The organism is Spirosoma sp. KUDC1026 (assembly GCF_013375035.1).
Taxonomy (GTDB): domain Bacteria; phylum Bacteroidota; class Bacteroidia; order Cytophagales; family Spirosomataceae; genus Spirosoma.
Genome location: NZ_CP056032.1, coordinates 1,091,982 through 1,111,073, shown reverse-complemented (window position 1 = coordinate 1,111,073; position 19,092 = coordinate 1,091,982). Strand labels below are relative to the sequence as shown.

Genomic DNA, 19,092 nt, shown 5'->3' with positions numbered 1-19,092 from the left:
GAATAAACAAGTCTTGTTCTCATGGTAGCCGACGCCACCGTTTCACCAGCCGCACTGGCCAAGTACGAAGCCGTTATCGGGCTGGAGGTACATTGTCAATTACTCACCGACAGCAAAATATTCGCTGCCGACGTCAATGCCTTCGGAGCCGCTCCCAATACCAACATCAGCGTTATCACCTTGGGCCATCCCGGTACGTTGCCCAAGCTCAACCGCAAAGCTGTTGAGTATGCCGTACGCATGGGGCTGGCCTGTGGCAGTGAGATCACGCGGCATAACGTCTTTGCCCGGAAGAACTATTTCTATCCCGATCTGCCCAAAGGTTACCAACTGTCGCAGGACAAAGGCCCCATCTGCGTAGGCGGTAGTGTACCCATACAGGCAAAAGACCCTGAAACAGGCCAACTGTATCAGACTACAATTCAGCTACATCATATTCACCTCGAAGAGGACGCCGGTAAATCCATTCACGACGGCGACGAATGGGCCACGCAGTTAGACTACAACCGCGCCGGTACCCCCCTGATCGAAATGGTTACCGATCCGTGCATTAAAACAGCGGATGAAGCCGGGCAGTATCTGACTGAAGTTCGCCGGCTGGTACGCTACCTTGATATTTGCGATGGGAATATGGAGGAAGGCTCGCTGCGTTGCGATGTAAACGTATCGATCCGACCAAAAGGCGCGACGCATTTAGGCACGAAGGTTGAAGTAAAAAACCTGAACTCAATCCGAAACGTCATGCGTGCCGTTGACAGCGAATTTCAACGCCAGGTAGCCCTGACCGAGTCAAACGGACGTATCATTCAGGAAACCCGGACGTTCGACGCAGCTACGGGTCTGAGTTATGGCATGCGCGAGAAAGAAACGATGAACGACTACCGGTATTTTCCGGACCCTGACCTGACACCGGTTACCATTTCGGATGCGTGGCTGGCCGACATTGAAGCCGCTATGCCCATGCTACCTGCGGCCCGGTTCAAGAAGTTTACCGAGCAGTACGGTCTACCGGAATACGACGCAGCCCTACTGACCGATTCGAAGGAACTGGCCGAATATTACGAAGCTGTCTGCGAAAATACGACCAGCTTCAAGATCGCGTCGAACTGGATTATGGGCCCGGTGAAAAGCCAGCTTAACGAAAAAGCCCTGCGCGATCGGCAGTTTCCGGTATCAGCTCATCGCCTGGCCGAGCTGGTTAACCTGATCGACGCGGGTACAGTGAGCCAGTCGGCGGCACAGCAGGTGTTTTCGCTGATGATCGACCAGCCGAACGTCGCTCCTGCTGATCTGGCAAATGCGCACGGTCTGGTTCAGAATCGCAATACCGATACGCTGCAAACGTTGGTAGAAGAGGTATTGGCTGCGTGGCCCGATAAGGTCATTCAGTACAAAAAAGGTAAAAAGAACCTGCTGGGTATGTTCGTCGGCGAGGTCATGAAAAAATCGAAAGGTTCGGCCGACCCCAAGCTAGTGAATGAACTGTTAACAAAGACTCTACAATCCGCATGAAAAATCTGTTATTCGGTCTGATTGGCACGCTGGTCCTGAGCCAGCCTCTTGCTGCTCAGACGACCAAACCGTTTACGGTGACAGGTAAGGTGAAAAACGCTACGCCAGGCAGCTATGTCTACCTGGAAGCAAACGCGCAGCCCACCCGGAAAATCGACTCGACCAAGATTGGCGCCGACAATTCATTTACACTGAATGGTAAAGTCAACGACGGGGGCGATGTACTGGTGCTGAATGTTGGTGGGGGGCAGAAAATGGCGATTCTGGTTGAAGGGGGCGAAACGCTGAACGTGGTGGCCGATGGCTATCGCATGAATGCAAAAACGGGCGAAACGGGGCAGGCATTGGTGACAGGCTCCAAAAACATGGAGTACTATAATAAACTAATGGATCTTCGGACGGGCATGGAGGCCCGCGTCAATACCTGGAACAAGCAGGTAGCTGCTGCGACCGAGAAAAAAGATAACAAACGCATTGCCCAGATTGAACAGGAATATCAGGCCGCAGAGCAGGAGGTAACCAAAAAAGTAAAAGCCATGCTGCCCGAAATGGGGACGTCGATGGTGGCACTGTTCGCCCTCAACTTTATTAACATTGATAGTGATTTCGCTACGTATGACGAGGTTGCTCAGCGCTTTGCCAAGGAGAATCCGAACAGCCCACACGCGAAATCGCTGATTGGCCGGGTAACCCGCATCAAAGGCGTAATGGTCGGTTCGAAAGCACCGGATATTACCCTCAGCGACACGACGGGAAAAACCGTTCCTCTTTCGTCACTACGCGGTAAATATGTTTTAATCGATTTCTGGGCGAGCTGGTGTGGTCCCTGCCGGGCCGAGAACCCGAACGTTGTCCGGATGTACAACAAGTTCAAGGACAAAGGATTTGCCATTTACAGTGTCTCGCTGGATCGCCCCGGCGACCGTGAGAAATGGGTACGGGCCATTCGCAACGACAACCTCACCTGGACGCACGTATCGGATCTCAAATTCTGGCAGTCGGAAGCCGCTCAGCAGTACGGCGTGCAGGCCATCCCCGCTACGTTTCTGCTGGACAAAGACGGCACAATCATCGCTAAAAACCTCCGTGGCGATGCGCTCGAACAGAAGTTAGATGAAGTATTGAAATAAAAAGGGAGAAGGGGAATAAGCGGAAAGGAACAAGGAGTAACCCTTCTTCCTAAGTTTTCCTTTCTCCTTGTTCCTTTTTTCCTTGTTCCTCCCTCTTTTATGAAAATCGCTATTGTTGGCTGCGGGAATATGGGCATGGCGTTCGCCAAGTCGTTTCTGCAGTATGATCTGGTAAAAAAAGAAGATTTACTGCTCATTGAGAAGAGCGGAGACCGGTCTAGCACACTTCGCAATGAAAAAGCTGGCGTAGTGGTTGATACCATCGGCCCGCGAGTTGGTGAAACCGACTTGATCATTCTTTCTGTTAAACCCCAGGATTTCAATAGCGTTCACGGGGCACTCCGTGCTATTATCAAGCCGCAGCAATTGGTTCTGTCTATTATGGCAGGGATTCCGATGGCGCAGATTCAGGAGAAGTTGGATCACCCACTTGTGGTACGCGCTATGCCCAACACACCCGCTATGCTCGGGATGGGCATCACGGGGTTTACGGCGGCCAAAGAGATTGATCCGGGTAGCCTGCGTCGGGTAGAAAATCTGATCAATGCTACCGGTCGTTCTATCTTTCTGGAAGACGAAACTATGCTCGATGCCGTTACAGCGCTGAGCGGCAGCGGTCCTGCCTATTTCTACTACGTGGTGAAGGCGATGATTGAAGCCGGTAAGCAAATGGGTTTCACCGATTCAGTAGCGACCATTCTGGTGAAGCAGACGATGCTGGGTTCTTATCACCTGATCAACAACGCTGATAAATCGTTGGATGAACTGATTAAAGCGGTAGCTTCCAAAGGCGGAACTACCGAAGCCGCTCTTCGATCCTTCGAGGAAGGAGGCTTAGATGATACGCTGATCGCCGGCATCAGGGCCGCCCAGATGCGGTCAACGGAGCTGTCAAAATCTTAAAAACGAAAAAGGGACCTTTGCTGTCCCTTTTTCGTTTTTAAAGTTTATTGCCTTGTCTTCAAATACCAGTATAGGTAAACGGCGTAATGGCCCGCAGTTCGTTTTTAACCGAATCCGATACGTTCAGTTCGTTGATAAAATGACGGATGGTGTCGGCCGTAATTTTATCGTTCGTGCGGGTCAGCGCTTTAAGCGCTTCGTAGGGTTGCGGATAGCTTTCCCGACGAAGAACCGTTTGAATCCCTTCGGCCACAACCGCCCAGTTATCTTCGAGATCCGCATTGATAGCCGCCTGATTCAGCTCCAGTTTGCCCAGTCCTTTCAGCAATGAGATCAAGGCAATAAATGAGTGGGCAAATGGAACACCGATGCTACGTAATACGGTCGAATCGGTCAGGTCGCGCTGAAGCCGTGAAATAGGCAGTTTTCCGGACAAGTGCTCGAACAGGGCGTTGGCAATACCCAGATTTCCTTCCGAATTCTCAAAGTCAATCGGGTTCACCTTATGCGGCATGGCCGACGAGCCAACTTCGCCCGCTTTCAACTTCTGTTTGAAGTAGTTCATGGACACATACGTCCAGACGTCGCGGTCGAGGTCAATCAGAATGGTGTTCAGTCGTTTGAACGCATCCAGCGTAGCCGCCAGCATGTCATAATGCTCAATTTGGGTCGTAAACTGACTACGTACCATACCCAGGCTCTCAACAAACTGATCGCCGAATTTCTTCCAGTCCTCGTTGGGATAGGCCACCGCGTGCGCGTTGAAATTTCCGGTTGCTCCGCCAAACTTAGCCGCCGTTGGAATCTCCGTCAGGAGGAGCAATTGCTTCTCGATACGTTCAATAAACACATCCAGTTCTTTTCCCAGACGAGTTGGCGAAGCGGGCTGACCGTGCGTGCGGGCCAGCATCGGTACGTTTTCCCACTGACGAGCCAGCTCCTGTAGGCGAATAAACACTTTGCGGTACAGCGGTACAATTTCGGTATTGAGCGCTTCGCTGAGTAGCAGCGGAATAGCGGTATTATTGATATCCTGCGACGTCAGACCGAAGTGAACAAACTCCAGGAACGGCTCAACCGGTGAGTTGACGAGTTTTTCCTTGATGAAATATTCGACAGCTTTTACATCGTGATTCGTTGTTTTCTCGATTTCCTTAATCCGTTCGGCGTCGGCTTCCGTAAAGTTTTCGTACAGCGCCCGCAGCACCGCGAACTGCGACTTCTCTACCCCCGCCAGTTGAGGAATTGGCCACTCGCAGAGGGCGATGAAGTATTCGGTCTCGATCCGAACGCGGTACCGAATTAGACCAAGTTCCGAAAAATAAGGAGCCAACACCTCCACTTGACGCCGGTAGCGTCCGTCGATGGGAGAAATTGCCGTTAGTGCCGATAATGTCATACGGTAGTAAAAGAAAAGGCGTCTGCACTCATGCAGACGCGCTGGTTATTGTCTTGTTACGTAATCAAAACGGATTCAGGTACAGCCCGATTCCCAGCCAGTTTGTGTGCTGAGTTTCGTACTGGCTATAAGGCCGAAAACCTGAATAGCCTTCAAACAAAAAGGTCAGGTTGTTCTGCGTCCGGCCTACTTCTACCCCAATACCGGCATGAATACCTGGTTTGAAACCAGTCTGCTGCCAGAACTTCATATCAACGCCACCCACCAGCCGCGCTGCGTGCGACGATGGTCTTTTGTAGAAAGCACCCAGCTGGGCGCTGAACCGTTTCCGCTCTTCTGCCTTACGCAGACCAATGCCGATGCCACCATACAACCGCCAGTCCCGAACGACGCGGCTATACGTACCATCGATTACTTCGTAGTTTACCGAATTAGGCGATGGGGCCGTAATCCGGTTGCGGTAGATATAGTCATCACCCAAGTGTGACGACAGGTGATACAACCGAATCCGGTAGTTGTTATCCCCCCGGCGGATGTTGTAGAGAAAGCTGATCTTGTAGTCGTTATTCACAATCTGACGGCGCTGCTTGTTCGTCTGGTAGTCGTAGAAGACTTCAAACTGCGTAAATGAAGCCAGATCCAGTACAAGCTCCTCCGAACGGCCAGGCTCTGTAGTCCGCCGGTAGAACGCCTTCGCAAAACCGAACTCAAACGGAACAATGCTTCCCGGATATTTCTCACCGTTCGTAGAATAGTACGGCAACACGCTTCCGTATGTCTGCGCTTCCAGCGGGTCAAGCAGGATTGGCTCAAACAAATGTCCCTTGGGCAGAAACTCATGCTTGGGCCGTGACATTTCCGGCTGGGTACCAGATGCCGTAGCAGCCGAATCACCAGCCGACGTTGTCGGCTTTGGTTGTCTTTCCCGGCGGACACGCGGTGCCTTTGGTTCTTTTACCGGCTCCGGTTTTACCTCGGGCGTAACGACCTCTTTTGCCCTCTTCTCCTTTTTAACTTTAGCCGGAGCAGGTGGTGCGGGCACAGTTGCCGGAGCGGGTGCTTCAGTTGCCGGTATATTCACCGCTGGCGCCGGGCTTACTTTTTCTTCTACTTTCGGCGCGTTTTTCTCCTGTTCTTTGGCCGCTTTTCTGGCGCGTTTTTCGGCCTGTTTGGCTTCGTATTCGCGCTGTTTTTGCGCCCATTCGGCCCGAATCTGCCGTTCGCGCTGAACTTCGCGCTCAATTTTTTCTTTTTGTTTTTGTTCGGCCGGGGTTAACTGGCGCGTAGCTGGCTGCTGAGCGAAGACCAGAACACTTGTCTGACAGCTCAACAGAAGAGCCAACAGCGTCTTTTTCATACAGGTAGAAAAGGTTGGTAACAGCTCCGCTCTGGAAAGCGAAGCTCGACAAATAGAGTTATTGCTTTAGTGCTGCGTAGTTTTTATAGAAGTAAGGGATCGTTTCGATACCCTTGTAGAAATTAAAGAGTCCGTAACTCTCGTTGGGCGAATGCAGCGCATCACTGTCCAGACCAAAGCCCATCAGGATTGATTTTACACCTAATTCCTGTTCGAACAGAGCAACGATTGGAATACTGCCGCCCCCCCGCGTTGGGATCGGCTTTTTCCCCCAGGCATCCTCAAACGCTTTACTGGCCGCTTCAAATTCAATTGAATCAACCGGTGTTACGTAGGGCAGACCACCGTGATGCGGCCGAACTTCAACGGTTACGCCCGCGGGCGCGATTGATTTAAAATGTTTGGTGAACAGTTCTGTGATCTCGTCGGGCGTTTGGTTCGGCACCAGGCGCATACTGATTTTAGCGTATGCTTTCGACGGAAGAACCGTTTTTGCACCTTCGCCCGTATAACCACCCCAGATACCGTTTACATCCAGCGTCGGCCGGATAGACGTCCGCTCGTTGGTCGAGTACCCGGCCTCACCTGCTACGTCGTTAATTTCCAGGTCGGCTTTGTACTCATCCAGGCTGAAAGGCGCTTTTGCCAGCTCAGCCCGCTCGTCCTCGCTCAGATCAACAACATCCTTATAGAATTCGGGAATGGTAATACGTCCCTGATCGTCGTGGAGCGATGCAATCATGCCGCACAGTACGTTGATTGGGTTAGCGACTCCACCACCGTATACTCCCGAGTGCAGATCGCGATTGGCACCGGTTACTTCAACCTCAACGTAAGAGAGTCCCCGAAGACCCGTTTCCAGCGAAGGCGTTTCGTTGGAGATGATACTCGTATCCGAAATCAGAATAACATCAGCTTTCAGCATCTCCCGATTTTCAGCTACGAACGTACCCAGATGATCGGAGCCCACTTCTTCTTCACCTTCGATCATCACCTTTACGTTACAGGGAAGCCCGTCGGTAGCCACCATCATTTCGATAGCTTTGATGTGCATGTAGAACTGTCCTTTGTCGTCGCAGGCCCCCCGTGCGTAAATGCGCTCGTTTCGGATCGTTGGCTCAAAAGGAGGAGTTTTCCAGAGTTCGTACGGATCGGCAGGCTGTACATCGTAGTGGCCATATACCAACACAGTTGGGCGGGACGGGTCAACAATTTTTTCGGCGTAAACCACCGGATGACCAGCCGTTTCAAACAACTGGGCCTTATCCAAGCCAGCCGCGGCCAGTTTATCTTTTACAAATTCAGCCGCCCGGCGAACGTCGTTTTTGAAAGCAGAATCAGCCGATACCGAGGGGATTCGTAAAAGCTCCAGCAGTTCGTCGAGAAACCGCTGCTTATTGGCGTCAAAGTAAGTCGTCATAAATGAACCGAGCATGCAGCAGCGTAGTAACCAGATCGTTTTATCGACCAACGGGTAAGATACTGCTGACTATGGTACAAAAAATTTGCCCCGAAGTTACGTACTTTTCACGCAACGTCGGGGCATCAGCTTAAATCGCTAAATCAAACTACTTCTTATAAATGTGGTTTCTTACTTTTTACCGCTCTTTCGCAATCCTTTAATCAGGATAGTGCGATTCTCCTGGCCCCGCCATAAACGGCTGATATTTTTCTGGTGCGTCACAACGACAACCAGAAACATAACAAAGCCAAAAGCGATCACCAGCGGGTTTTCCTGCTCACCAAAAATCTTCAGCAGCAGTAGTACCGGAAACGCCAGCGCGGCTAAAATAGACCCCAGCGATACGTACTGCGACGCGATAACAACCAGCAAAAAGATACCGATGCAGACAACAGCCATTTCAGGATGAACCGCCAGTACCATGCCCAGCAGTGAAGCAACCCCTTTGCCGCCTTTGAAATCAGCAAAAACTGGGTACAGGTGCCCAATAACAGCGACCATCCCGAAAACGATTTTGAACGTCATAATCTCATTCGTGGTAATGACGTCAAAATACCAGAGTAACGAAGACAGCATAGCAGCCGTGTAGCCTTTCAGCACGTCGACCAGCATCACGACTGTCCCCGCCCGTTTGCCCAGTACCCGGAACGTATTCGTAGCACCAGCGTTTCCGCTGCCGTGCTTCCGGATATCGACCCCGAAGAATCCCTGGCCATACCATACTGCCGTTGGAATCGAACCCAGCAGGTAGGCCACTACTGTAGCAACACAAATCAAAGCGATGTTCATCTATAAAACGTAAGTAACGGGTTAGATAAAAACGTTGTGATACCCTCAAAAAGCACTTGTTCAAGTACAATAAAAACCCCCAAAATTAAGGTATTGTTATCAGTTGACCAATTGTTCAGTTTAGTAAACAACAGGCTCAACCAATTAATTCAGCGCCTATTTGCCGCCAACGATTACTTCACGCAAATTTTCTTCGGCCAGATAAGCTGTCGCCATTGCCATTATATCATCCGGCGTTACGGCCCGAACGTTCGTAATATAAGTCGTCAGGAAGTCGGTCGAAAGACCATCCAGCAGTATTCCTTTATACCGATCCGCAATCTCAAACGGCGTATTGAGCGAACCGACAAACTCGCCAGCCATGTAGTTCTTGACCGTAGTTAGCTCGTTTTCCGAAACCGGTATCGTCTGTAGTATCTGGATCTCCTTCCGGATTTCGTCCAGGGTTTGCTGCGTATTTTCTTTGTTTACGTCAGTACCGATGATAAAATACCCATCACGCCGGAAAGCGGGCATGTTCGACGAAATACCGTACGTGAATCCTTTCTCCTCCCGGATGTTCTTCATCAGCCGCGATCCGAAATAGCCACCCAGCACTTCGTTCGTCACCAGCATTTTGAAGAAATCGGGGTGCGAGCGGGTAAATAACCGGCGACCCACCCGAATGGATGATTGAATGCTATCAGCCTTTTCAAGTAGTGTAGGGGCAGCACGTTCCGGCTCTACATCACCCGTAAAACCCGGCAGTTCACTGTGCATGATTGGCAGTTGGCCCAATTCCCGGTTAATGAGCAATATTTCGTTTTCGCCTACCTGACCAGCCACGACAACGTGGAACGGCTGCTGCCGGATAACCCGTTGGTAGAAGTCAACTACATCCTGCCGGGTAAGCTGTTCAATCAGTTCGGGGCGCTGTGTGCGGCCGTAGGGATGATTCAGCCCATACAGCTTCTCCCGGAACAGGATACCCGCCCGGTACGCGTTCTTCTCATAATTGACGCGCAGGTTCTGCAGCGTAATGTTCCGCAGGTCGTCCAGTTCCTTTTCGGGGAAAAGGGGTTCTGTCAGTAGCTCCCGCAGGAGGGGCAACACATCGGGCAGAAATTTGGTGAGGCAATAGATGACCACGCTGGCCCGGTCGGGTCCGCTGTTTAACTCCAGGAACGCACCGTAGCGGTCAAAGTACTCGCTGATCTGCGCCGATGTCCGGTTACCTGCGCCTTCGGCCAGCATTTTTATGGCAAAAAAGGCCGAATTAGGCGTTTCTTCGTACCAGGCACCGCCATTGAATACGCATTCCAGCCGGAGAACAGGCTGCTGATCGACAGCGATCAGATGTAGAGGTAGGTTATTGTCGAGCGTTTTTGTCTGAACAACGGGAATACGAACTTCTTGGATAGCCTGAAATGCTGGCGACTGGGTTCTATCGAGCATGTTTGTCTGGATAAAATAAAATGGCATCCCGATTCGAAATGCCATTTTCAATGACGACAATGCGTCTAAAAATCGAAACGTGTTAAAATCTACTGGTAAGGCTGAGGCTAGTTGTCGTCGTCGTTGACAGGTTCGTCATCGCTGAAGACGCGATTGGCATTAGCCAGATTGATCAGGAGTGATATCCGGAACGTATTCGCCAGCGGACTGCCCTGTCTGATGGGAACAATGTACGAGAAATCGACACCGAAACTTTGTTTCAGGCGAAGGCCAAGACCAGCCGTAGCATATTTCCGACCACCTTTCAGGTTTGATTCCCCGAAATAGCCGGCCCGGGCCGCAAACTGCTCATTATACCAGTATTCAACTCCAGTCGACACGGTGACTTCCTTCAGTTCTTCACTAAATCCGCCGGGCGCATCAGCAAACGAGCCAAAGACTGCGCTGAAATAATTTTTGTTATTATTCACATTCACCGGTGCACCGCCAACATTCTGAATATTTGGCGTTGGCGTCATCAGTTTATTAAAGTCCACCATAAAGTTAAACTTGTTGTACTGATCGGCATAATAGGTCAACGATGCTCCCAGGCGTAGATTTGTGGGAATATAGTACCGCTCCAGACCGCCATAATTGATCCGGCCGCCCAGATTAGAGAGCATACCCCCAAACGCCCAACCCAGCCCTTTCCCGGTTGAGTTATCACGAATTTCGTTCCGATAGAACGCGCTAATATCAGCGGCCGCAGTAGCTCCCGGCTTCAGTCCTACATTGCTGCTGCCAGCTGCGAGGTTCGAGTTCAGATATTTGAGATTAACACCCAGTGAGAAATTTTGCGAAAGGCGCTGTACGTATGAAGCCGTTATGGCGTATTCACGGGAGTTGAACGAACCAGCTGCGACACCGGTTGCCGTTGTGAAATCGACGGTTCCCAGATCAAAGTACATCAGCGAACCACCAATAACTGAGTTCTTTCCCAGCTTGGAGTAACCGCTCAGGTACGTGTAGTACATATCGTTGACAATTTCCCGCAGCCAGGGTGTATACGAAATCGAGGCACCTTTGTCCTGCTTCGCAAAAACAAGTTTGGATGGATTCCAGAAAATTGAGTTTGCATCGGCGTCTGGCATGGCGACCCCGGTTTCTCCCAAAGCTCCCGAACGCGCATCGGGCGTAAAATTCAGAAAAGGAACCGACGATGTTGGGATACCAATTCCGCCATTGAGCGTTTGCACAGGTTGGGTTTGAGCAGAAACGACGAACGGAAATAAACTACAAACGCCGATAAAGACACGGGAAAAAGTACGCTTCATACAGAGAAGGTTGATCAAAGACCGCAATAGTTGGAGTGAATGAAACAGTCTTATGGGTCAAAAATACAAGGAAACCTTTGATTAGAAAAAATGCATTAAATCAAGTCTGCAAATCAACGGGTAAGCAGTAATCGACCACTACTGGTGGCCGTCGATCCATCCGATGCCGAACGAATCTGCAGGCGCATGATATACGTCCCGACCGGTACTGAACTCCCGATACTGCTTCGCCCATCCCAGCTACCCACCTCCACCGCTGCCGGACAATCGGTACACTGCCCCGTCTGCTGAGTTACCAACAACCCGTTGAGATCATAGACGCTCGTTGTCCAGTCGAGCGCTTCGCCCGTCCGGTTCAGGTCAGCAGTCAGGGTGGTTTGCGTAACGACCGGGTTTGGCATGGCCCACAAACGCTGTACATGCAGCCTTGGGCGCTCCGAAACTACTATGCTCAACGCGGCCTCCGTTGAATTATTGTTAATATCCCAGGCTTTCACTCGTACCCGGTACGTACCCGGCAACACGTTCTGAAACGTATAGCGAACCTGCCCCTGTCGCCCATCATTTCCTGTGGCCACATACAGATCGTTGAGTATGACTGGCGACTGCCCTTCCAGCTGGATCGTGAGCTCATGCCCTAAGCCCGACCTAGCAATATTAATGCCCCGATTGTCCTGCAGATCAACAAGCAGCGTAACCGCTGGCCCCACCGCCTGTACCTCTTCTCCCTGGCGCGTACCGTTTAACACGTTCATCGTTACCGTTGGTGGCTGGTTATCAAGGCTATCCGTGACTATACTCCCCCCAATCCGCAGATTTTCGTAGCTGCCGATAGCCGTCATCAGACTGTCGGATTGAATCGCATAACTCTGTAGTTTTGCCTGTCCAACAGTGTAATTTATGTCCTTCGGCATAATGAACTTCAGCACAAACTGCCCCTGCTGAACGGCTATCCGGCCCGTAAAAATGGGGTTGGCGTACTCCTCATAGCTCATTCGGGGACTGGATGCTTCTGTACCGAGCGTGGTCCGGGTCGTTTTTTTGTCGAACAGACTCAGCTGAATCGTTCCCGAAAAACTGGTCATTCGTTCCGTTCCCAGCCGAATTTCGCCCGCTAGTTCGACCGTTTGCTGAGCCCGCAGCGTATCGAGTTGACCCGCAGCCAGGGTGTGGCTGTTCACTTTCGTCAGCGCTACGCTGGCTTCCGGATAAGCCAGTCGCATGGATGGATCCCCAAGGAGCGTAAAATTTCGGTTGAGCGGGCCACTCAGACTAGCGTTCTTGGTTACCCGCATGACATCCCCCAAACGCGGCATCGTCCCATTAACAGGCGTAAAAACCGCCTTATAAAAGGCTTTGTTGATCAGCAGATTAGAATTAGCATATACAGGCCTGGTGGTTGACAGCAGGGCAATAGCGCCCCCCAGTCGGCTTAACAGCGCCAGTTCGGCCCCCGAGTTAGCGTTCGGATCATCGTACCGGCCAAACTGACAGGTAGCGGTTACCAGGAGCGGAAGCCGTTTGTTGCGCCAGTTCAGAATATCCTGCAACGTAACGATCTGCTCATCGGCCAGCGTTGATACGCCCCCATGTCCACTGTAGTTGATAATCAGTCTCCCATCCACCATTGACTGACTGATGAGCTGATTAACGGCCGGAACACGCTGACCCAGGCTGGTCGTTTCCTGAACGTAGTTGTCCAGAAAAATCCGTTCCGGCCGATACGCGGGATCGGTGGTTTCAATAAGCTTAGCCAGTTCATTAGCGTCCTGCTGGTGAAGATTGTAATCGCCATCGTCGGCTACCACCATTACCTTCGTTTGCCAATCGCCCAGCAGGGTTTGATCAGAGCCGTAACGAATCAGTTTGTCGACAACAGTTTTTGCTTCGTCAATCGATTTGACCGGTAAACGCCCCACGCCAATGTCCATCCGGTGATCGTTGCTATAATCTTCCCACCACTCGCCCTGGCTGGGCTGCATAAATCCAAAATAATCGTCGGACGAATAACTAAGTACGGGATGCAGCGACTCCCGGCTTTCGTACACTGGTACCATATTCGCCAGATCGGTAGCCGTATTCATCCCGGCAATATTCCGATAATCATAGGTCGCATCACCGAAGAGTAGCAAATACTGGAGCTTACCGGGCGATTGATTGTAGAAATAACGGGCGGCATCACGTATCGCCGTCGGGTCGGCCTGACCGGAGCCAAATTCATTGAAAACCTGCTGGGTCGTCACAACCAGAACCGACAGTTTATCGTGCTCCCGCCGGTAAGCTGCCAGACGTTCGGCCTGGGCCTGCCAGGCAGCGGGCGCAACAATGAGCAGGTCTGGTGTCGATTGCCCGTGCACGTTTTGTACGGCAATTGTCTTTACAGAAGCAGGCGTCTGCATCTGCGCGTCGGTGAACAGAAAATAGTCGCCCTGACGCTTGGCAGTCCAGCTAGCTTCTCCCGCTGTTAGTGAATAGCTCTGCACGGAAGGAATTAGCGGATTGGTTACGTCCCATACCCGTAGTCCCGTCGTAGCCTGTCGAACGGCGTATTGCCCGGCGGGTAATCGACGCACACAGGTAGCCTGACCATATTGACGCAGTTCGCGCCGAACCTGAACGCTCAGATAATTCAAATACCCCTGCGCTGCTGTCAATCTATTTTTTTGATAACCAACTGTCAGCGGTAGTGCATCGGCAGCAGCCGATTTGGTCACAAACGTATCCGTACGGGCCACGCCCTGATAGTCGTACTCATATCCCGAGATAACGCCCATATCCAGCACCCCTACTTCCTGCCTATTTGATCGCAGCCGGAACAGCGTAGTTTCGGTAGCCCTCGCCACAACTGATGCTCCAAGCCGAACAGTAGCCCCTGCCGCCATACCGGGCACAGAAAAGTTGATGGCTGTCAACGTATCGATGCTCAGGTCCTCCCCTAGCCACTCGCGTCCAGAATGAACATACGATATCTTGAGAGCATCCTTCTCGTGAAACTGGTAATCCTCAAAGCTGGAAATGACGGCTGTGTCAGCTGAAGAGCCCTTAAGCAACGTACTAACAGCCTGCGTGCTGACCCGCAATCCGGCCGATGCCCCAATCGTCAGAAAATAAAACGTGGTGTCGGAGTAGACGTTTTTCTGGTGCGTAAACCGTCGGTTGAGCGTATCGTAGTGAATAGTATGGGGTGACTGGCCGTAAAATACAATCGCGTCACCGGCGTCAAACCGGCCGTCTGCTTCACCCGTAACCTGAATGGCATTTTCGGTTAGATCGCTGGCACGGGGAGTATCATTGGCCTGAGGTAACATAGCGCCCCCATTTCCGTAGAGCCGCAGCTGTCGTGGGTCGGCCCCAGCAAAAGCGGCATTGATGCTACTAAGCGTAGGCTGATCGAGTCGGTATATGCCAGACGTAGTAACACCTATTTTCACCCAGACACCCTCACGTAGCACCGAGTTAGTTACCGTCTGTGACCAGCCAGGCAACGAACTAATAATCAGAAGAATGAGCCATAAGCTACAGGCTGCTTTTTTCCACCCATGCATGAGCCAGAATTGCGTAAGAACTACCGGATGTTATCTCTTTACAAACGACGCGGGTCCGACGTAACGTACCCCGCACAAAGGTCTTTTTTCCAAGTCGGAACGAACCTCCCTCAGGAATATCGCGCAGTAACATCCGGCTGGGATCAACAGGCTCCAACGGGCTGTCGTCGAACTGGCGTAATGCATGCATCAGCACCGGATTGGCCGATGTCGTCGCGGCTGGTTTCTGCATATATTGCCGCAACGGGCCGAGAACGACAGTAGGAAAAACCGACTCAGTGAGCAGGGGCTGCATGAGTTGATTGAAGGTTATTTGCCATTCTGTTCCGTGTGGCTGGGGCCGCCGGGTGCGTTTACCCAGCAGACGATTCTGCTGGTACCGTTTCCGGTAGGCCAGATGAACAGCTGCATGGGCTACTTCATGCACGTACGTAATCAGAAAAGCGTGCGGGTTCAGGTCGGCATTGACCGTAACCTGCGTTCGTCCATCCGGGTAAGCCCTGAAATCTCCGAGTTTGGATCGACGCGGCCGTACTACCCGAAAACCAAACCCGTATTGTTGCCACAGCTGACGGCAGTAAACAGTCGACTGTCCGGAAAAATATTGAGTAAAAAGGTCTGTCAACGTCCTGAAATCAAAAAGCCTTATAAAAATAAGGCTTTCAGGCGATTTATCGGACTACTGCATCGGCGCGGTCTGACTTTACCGTCTTTGTCGGAACCGATCGTACACTCCCGTACTGCGGAACGTCAGCAGTTTATGGCCGAAGTAATTTGCCATGAAACTCATACCCATGCCTACCACATGCGAGCCTGTTTCGCGCCACAACTGGGGCGTTCTGGGCAGTAACGGATTAGCGACGTAATGAAGGGTATATTTGGCACCGTACACCTGCACAAGCAGAGCCAGCAGGGCAATCAGCAAAAATTTAACGGCTTCCCGGCCTGTATTTCCGGTTTCGGCTGCGGCAAAAGCGTAGCGCTTCGTGGGAATAAAGGTTAAAATGGTAGCAGTCAGGTAGCCGCACAAAACACTGGTATCGAAATCGAAGAAGTTTCGATAGAAGATTCGACTGATAAAATTAATGGAGGCTCCAAGCAGCGCCGTTAAAAAATACGTGAGAAAGGTCCTGACTTCCTGGCGCTTTGGTGGCGGTATACTTCTCACATTCACTTCTGCACAAATAAAAGGGTGATTGCTGTTGAGCATTAACTAAGGCAAAAGTAGACTTCTTGCCTTAGCTACTGTCGAAACAAGGCTCAATATGCTTTTAGAATAAGCCTTCCAGCAAACCCGGTGCCAGACCAAGGCCAACCGTCAGCAGGATAGCCGCCAGCAGGACGTAACGATAAAAAGGCGCTACCTGAATCGGCTCCGTAGCTCCGTCACGGAAGTACATGGCAATAATCACGCGGAAGTAATAATAGATACCAATGGCCGACATCAGTACGGCGACAACCAGCAGCCAGATCATTCCCCGGTCGACCGCACTGGAGAACACGTAGAATTTTCCCCAGAAACCCGCCGTCAGTGGAATTCCGGCTAGGGACAGCATCGAAACCGTCATGGCAAAACCCAGTAACGGGTTCTGCCGGGCCAGGCCATTAAAAGCGTCAAAACTTTCGGTCATCACGCCCTCACCCGAAATGGTCTGGGCATTACGTTGCTTGGCAACGAGCAGCAATACTCCAAACGCCGAGATGGTTGCGACGGAATAGGCCAGCGAGTAAAAGACGATGGCCTGTTTGGTCAGCGCGCTCAGAGCCGCCAGACCAATCAGCAGATAGCCCGCGTGCGAGATACTGGAGTAGGCCATCATCCGCTTGAAGCTGTTCTGATAAACAGCTGTTACGTTGCCTGCCACCAGCGTGATAGCCGTAATAACCGCCAGAATCATCCACCAGAATGGATAGATACCATCGAACGAAAGAGATAATAATTTAAGCAGAGCCGCAAAACCAGCCGTTTTCACGACCGTCGACATAAAAGCAGTGAAGATGGTTGGTGCGCCATCGTACACGTCGGGCGTCCAGAAGTGAAACGGTGCCGCCGATACTTTAAACAGCAGTCCAATCAACAGCAACAGCAGACCAACGTAGATGAGCAGCGACAGGCCCATTTGCATATTGGGTGTGTAAGCAGCCATTCCGGCTAATGTAAACGAGCCCGTTGCACCGTACAGCAGCGCCATACCAAACAACATAATGCCGGTAGCGAAAGCGCCCATCAGAAAGTACTTCAGCGCAGCTTCGTTCGACCGCAGGTTTCGTTTATCACTACCAGTTAGTACGTACATAGCCACCGACAGGATCTCAACACCGACAAACAGCATAATCAGGTTTTCGTAGCTGATCATCATAATGGCGCCTACCAGCGAGAAGAGAATGATGGCATAGTATTCAGCCGGCTGAGCCTCTTCATCTTCAATAAAGCTGTTCGATAGGGCAATTACCAGAAACGCCGACCCCAGCACAATTGCAGTGAAGACCATTGACAGGTTATCAGTACGTAGCATCCCGTTGAAATAGAGGTAGTTCTTACCCCAATCGAGAAAATTAACAACGAGTGTAACAAGTATGAAAAGAAGCGCAGCTGGCAGCAACACGGTTCGTGACTTCATGAAACCCAGAAACAGCATAGCAATACCAAAAACCGATAACAGAATGATGGACAGCATCTTAGCAGATGGACGGTTAAATAATTATAGTGCTACGGCAGAGTCCCCGATTCGACGAAAATCGGTGACCGCCAACGAATTTATTTCATGGAAACAGCCGTCGTGCCAATGTATTTCATCAGGCTGACAACAGCAGGTTCTGTAACCCGTAGAAACGTATGCGGATAAATACCGATCCAGAACACCATAATCACCAGCGGAATGAAAACCAGACTTTCGGAGCTGCTCAGATCAGCAAACGATTCGGTACGGGTTGAGACGGGACCGAACATACTTTTCTGGAACATCCGGAGCATGTAGACCGCGCCGAAGATAATGGTAAAACCAGCAGCCAACCCCAGGTAGTGATTATACGAGAAAACGCCGTGCAGTAATAGGAATTCTCCAACAAAGCCATTCGTCAGCGGTAGGGCCACACTACCTAGTAGCATGACCATGAAGTACACCGTCAGCTTTGGCGTGGTGCGGGTAATGCCGCCCAGTTGATCCAGCTGCCGCGTTTGGGTCCGGGAAAAAATAATGTCGGCGATAAAGAACATCCCCACTACGTTGATGCCGTGAGCCAGCATCTGTACGAGTGCCCCCTGCATACCGGTTTCGGTTTGCGAGAAAACACCAGCAGCCATCAGGCCCACGTGCGAGAACGACGAGTAAGCAATCAGCCGCTTCATGTCCCGCTGCCGGATTGCAATGATCGATCCGTAAACGATTCCGATTACGGATAACACAATAGCTGTCATCCCCCAGGTTTCGACACCCAGTGGCACAATCGGCAGAATGAACCGAATCAAACCGTACACGCCCATTTTTAGCATAATCCCCGCCAACAGCATAGTCGCTGGTGTTGGCGACTCTACATACGTATCAGGCTGCCAGGTATGAAACGGAAAGACCGGCATTTTAATGGCAAACGCAATAAAGAACGCCCAGAATAGCAGGCCCTGCGCTTTGGGAGTCAGTTGTAATCTGTAGAAATCAACAATAGCTGACGAGTGAGCTGAGGTTGCTGTGACTGGTGTCTGATAGTACAGGTAAACCAGCGCCAGCAGCATGAACAAACTGCCGAAAATCGTGTAAACGAAGAATTTAAACGTAACAGGAATCCGGTTTTCGCCACCCCACATCGCAGCCAGGAAGTAAATAGGAATCAGAGCGGCTTCGAAGAACAGGTAAAACAGGAAACCGTCCCGCGCCGTAAACACGCCTACCAGAGCTGCCTGCATGAATAGCATCAGGGCGTAGAATGTGCCGGGCCGTTCGTAGGTACGATCAAACGTAGACAGGATAATGAACGGAACTAGGAAGGTGGTCAGCAATACCAATAATAGACTGATACCATCGATACCGGCACTAAAGCGAATGCCCAGCGAGCCAATCCAGGGGTAGTCGAAACCAAATTGAGAAGTAGCGTCAGGCGTAAAGGTCGTAAAGGCGTAGATAGCTAAACCGAGTTCGACGATAGCTGCCCCAAACGCCAGCCGCTTTGCCGTATCTCCCGATGCAATGAGCGTGACGATAGCCGCGACGACTGGTAAAAGAATTAAAGCAAGAGTTAGCATATGATTCGATC

General features: G+C 51.3%; 14 protein-coding genes. 3 read left to right on the top strand and 11 right to left on the bottom strand.

Translation table 11 applies throughout. From position 1 onward, the window contains the following. Nucleotides 1-21 precede the first annotated feature (21 nt). From gatB to proC, 3 genes are all read left to right on the top strand, one after another. Nucleotides 22-1,512, top strand: a complete 1,491-nt coding sequence (gene gatB / locus HU175_RS04715; RefSeq protein ID WP_176565489.1) for an Asp-tRNA(Asn)/Glu-tRNA(Gln) amidotransferase subunit GatB — start codon at nt 22-24, stop codon at nt 1,510-1,512. Further along, complete coding sequence (locus HU175_RS04710; RefSeq protein ID WP_176565488.1) at nt 1,509-2,642, top strand: TlpA disulfide reductase family protein; 1,134 nt, start codon at nt 1,509-1,511, stop codon at nt 2,640-2,642. The genes gatB and HU175_RS04710 overlap by 4 nt, the downstream gene beginning before the upstream one ends. 99 nt (nt 2,643-2,741) lie before the next feature. Then, a complete protein-coding gene (proC, locus tag HU175_RS04705) occupies nt 2,742-3,545 on the top strand; it encodes a pyrroline-5-carboxylate reductase (RefSeq protein ID WP_176565487.1) in 804 nt (267 codons plus the stop codon). A gap of 58 nt (nt 3,546-3,603) precedes the next feature. Here the strand turns inward: proC and purB are convergent, their stop codons facing one another. The 11 genes from purB to HU175_RS04650 form a co-directional block, all read right to left on the bottom strand. Next, complete coding sequence (gene purB / locus HU175_RS04700; RefSeq protein WP_176565486.1) at nt 3,604-4,944, bottom strand: adenylosuccinate lyase; 1,341 nt, start codon at nt 4,942-4,944, stop codon at nt 3,604-3,606. Between the two features lie 64 nt (nt 4,945-5,008). Next, nucleotides 5,009-6,301 carry a DUF1207 domain-containing protein gene (locus HU175_RS04695; RefSeq protein ID WP_176565485.1) on the bottom strand — a complete coding sequence of 431 codons (1,293 nt, stop codon included), beginning with the start codon at nt 6,299-6,301 and terminating at the stop codon, nt 5,009-5,011. Nucleotides 6,302-6,359: 58 nt separating this feature from the next. Beyond that, nucleotides 6,360-7,721, bottom strand: a complete 1,362-nt coding sequence (locus tag HU175_RS04690; RefSeq protein WP_176565484.1) for a dipeptidase — start codon at nt 7,719-7,721, stop codon at nt 6,360-6,362. A 171-nt stretch (nt 7,722-7,892) separates the two neighbouring features. Beyond that, on the bottom strand, nt 7,893-8,552 hold the full coding sequence (plsY, locus tag HU175_RS04685) for a glycerol-3-phosphate 1-O-acyltransferase PlsY (RefSeq protein ID WP_176565483.1): 660 nt from the start codon (nt 8,550-8,552) through the stop codon (nt 7,893-7,895). Nucleotides 8,553-8,708: 156 nt separating this feature from the next. Next, nucleotides 8,709-10,031, bottom strand: coding sequence for a M16 family metallopeptidase (locus tag HU175_RS04680; protein WP_228724322.1), 1,323 nt, complete (start codon nt 10,029-10,031; stop codon nt 8,709-8,711). Between the two features lie 62 nt (nt 10,032-10,093). After that, a complete protein-coding gene (porV, locus tag HU175_RS04675; RefSeq protein ID WP_176565482.1) occupies nt 10,094-11,299 on the bottom strand; it encodes a type IX secretion system outer membrane channel protein PorV in 1,206 nt (401 codons plus the stop codon). Between the two features lie 113 nt (nt 11,300-11,412). After that, nucleotides 11,413-14,844 carry a type IX secretion system sortase PorU gene (gene porU, locus HU175_RS04670; RefSeq protein WP_176565481.1) on the bottom strand — a complete coding sequence of 1,144 codons (3,432 nt, stop codon included), beginning with the start codon at nt 14,842-14,844 and terminating at the stop codon, nt 11,413-11,415. Further along, a complete protein-coding gene (locus HU175_RS04665; protein WP_176565480.1) occupies nt 14,816-15,469 on the bottom strand; it encodes a sprT domain-containing protein in 654 nt (217 codons plus the stop codon). Before HU175_RS04665 ends, porU begins: the two co-directional genes overlap by 29 nt. A 78-nt stretch (nt 15,470-15,547) precedes the next feature. Further along, complete coding sequence (locus HU175_RS04660) at nt 15,548-16,012, bottom strand: GtrA family protein (protein ID WP_228724321.1); 465 nt, start codon at nt 16,010-16,012, stop codon at nt 15,548-15,550. 103 nt (nt 16,013-16,115) lie between these two features. Beyond that, complete coding sequence (locus tag HU175_RS04655; protein WP_176565478.1) at nt 16,116-17,522, bottom strand: NADH-quinone oxidoreductase subunit N; 1,407 nt, start codon at nt 17,520-17,522, stop codon at nt 16,116-16,118. An 80-nt stretch (nt 17,523-17,602) separates the two neighbouring features. Further along, the gene (locus HU175_RS04650) at nt 17,603-19,081 is read right to left on the bottom strand and encodes a NuoM family protein (protein WP_176565477.1); all 1,479 of its coding nucleotides are present in this window, start codon (nt 19,079-19,081) and stop codon (nt 17,603-17,605) included. Nucleotides 19,082-19,092 lie beyond the last annotated feature (11 nt).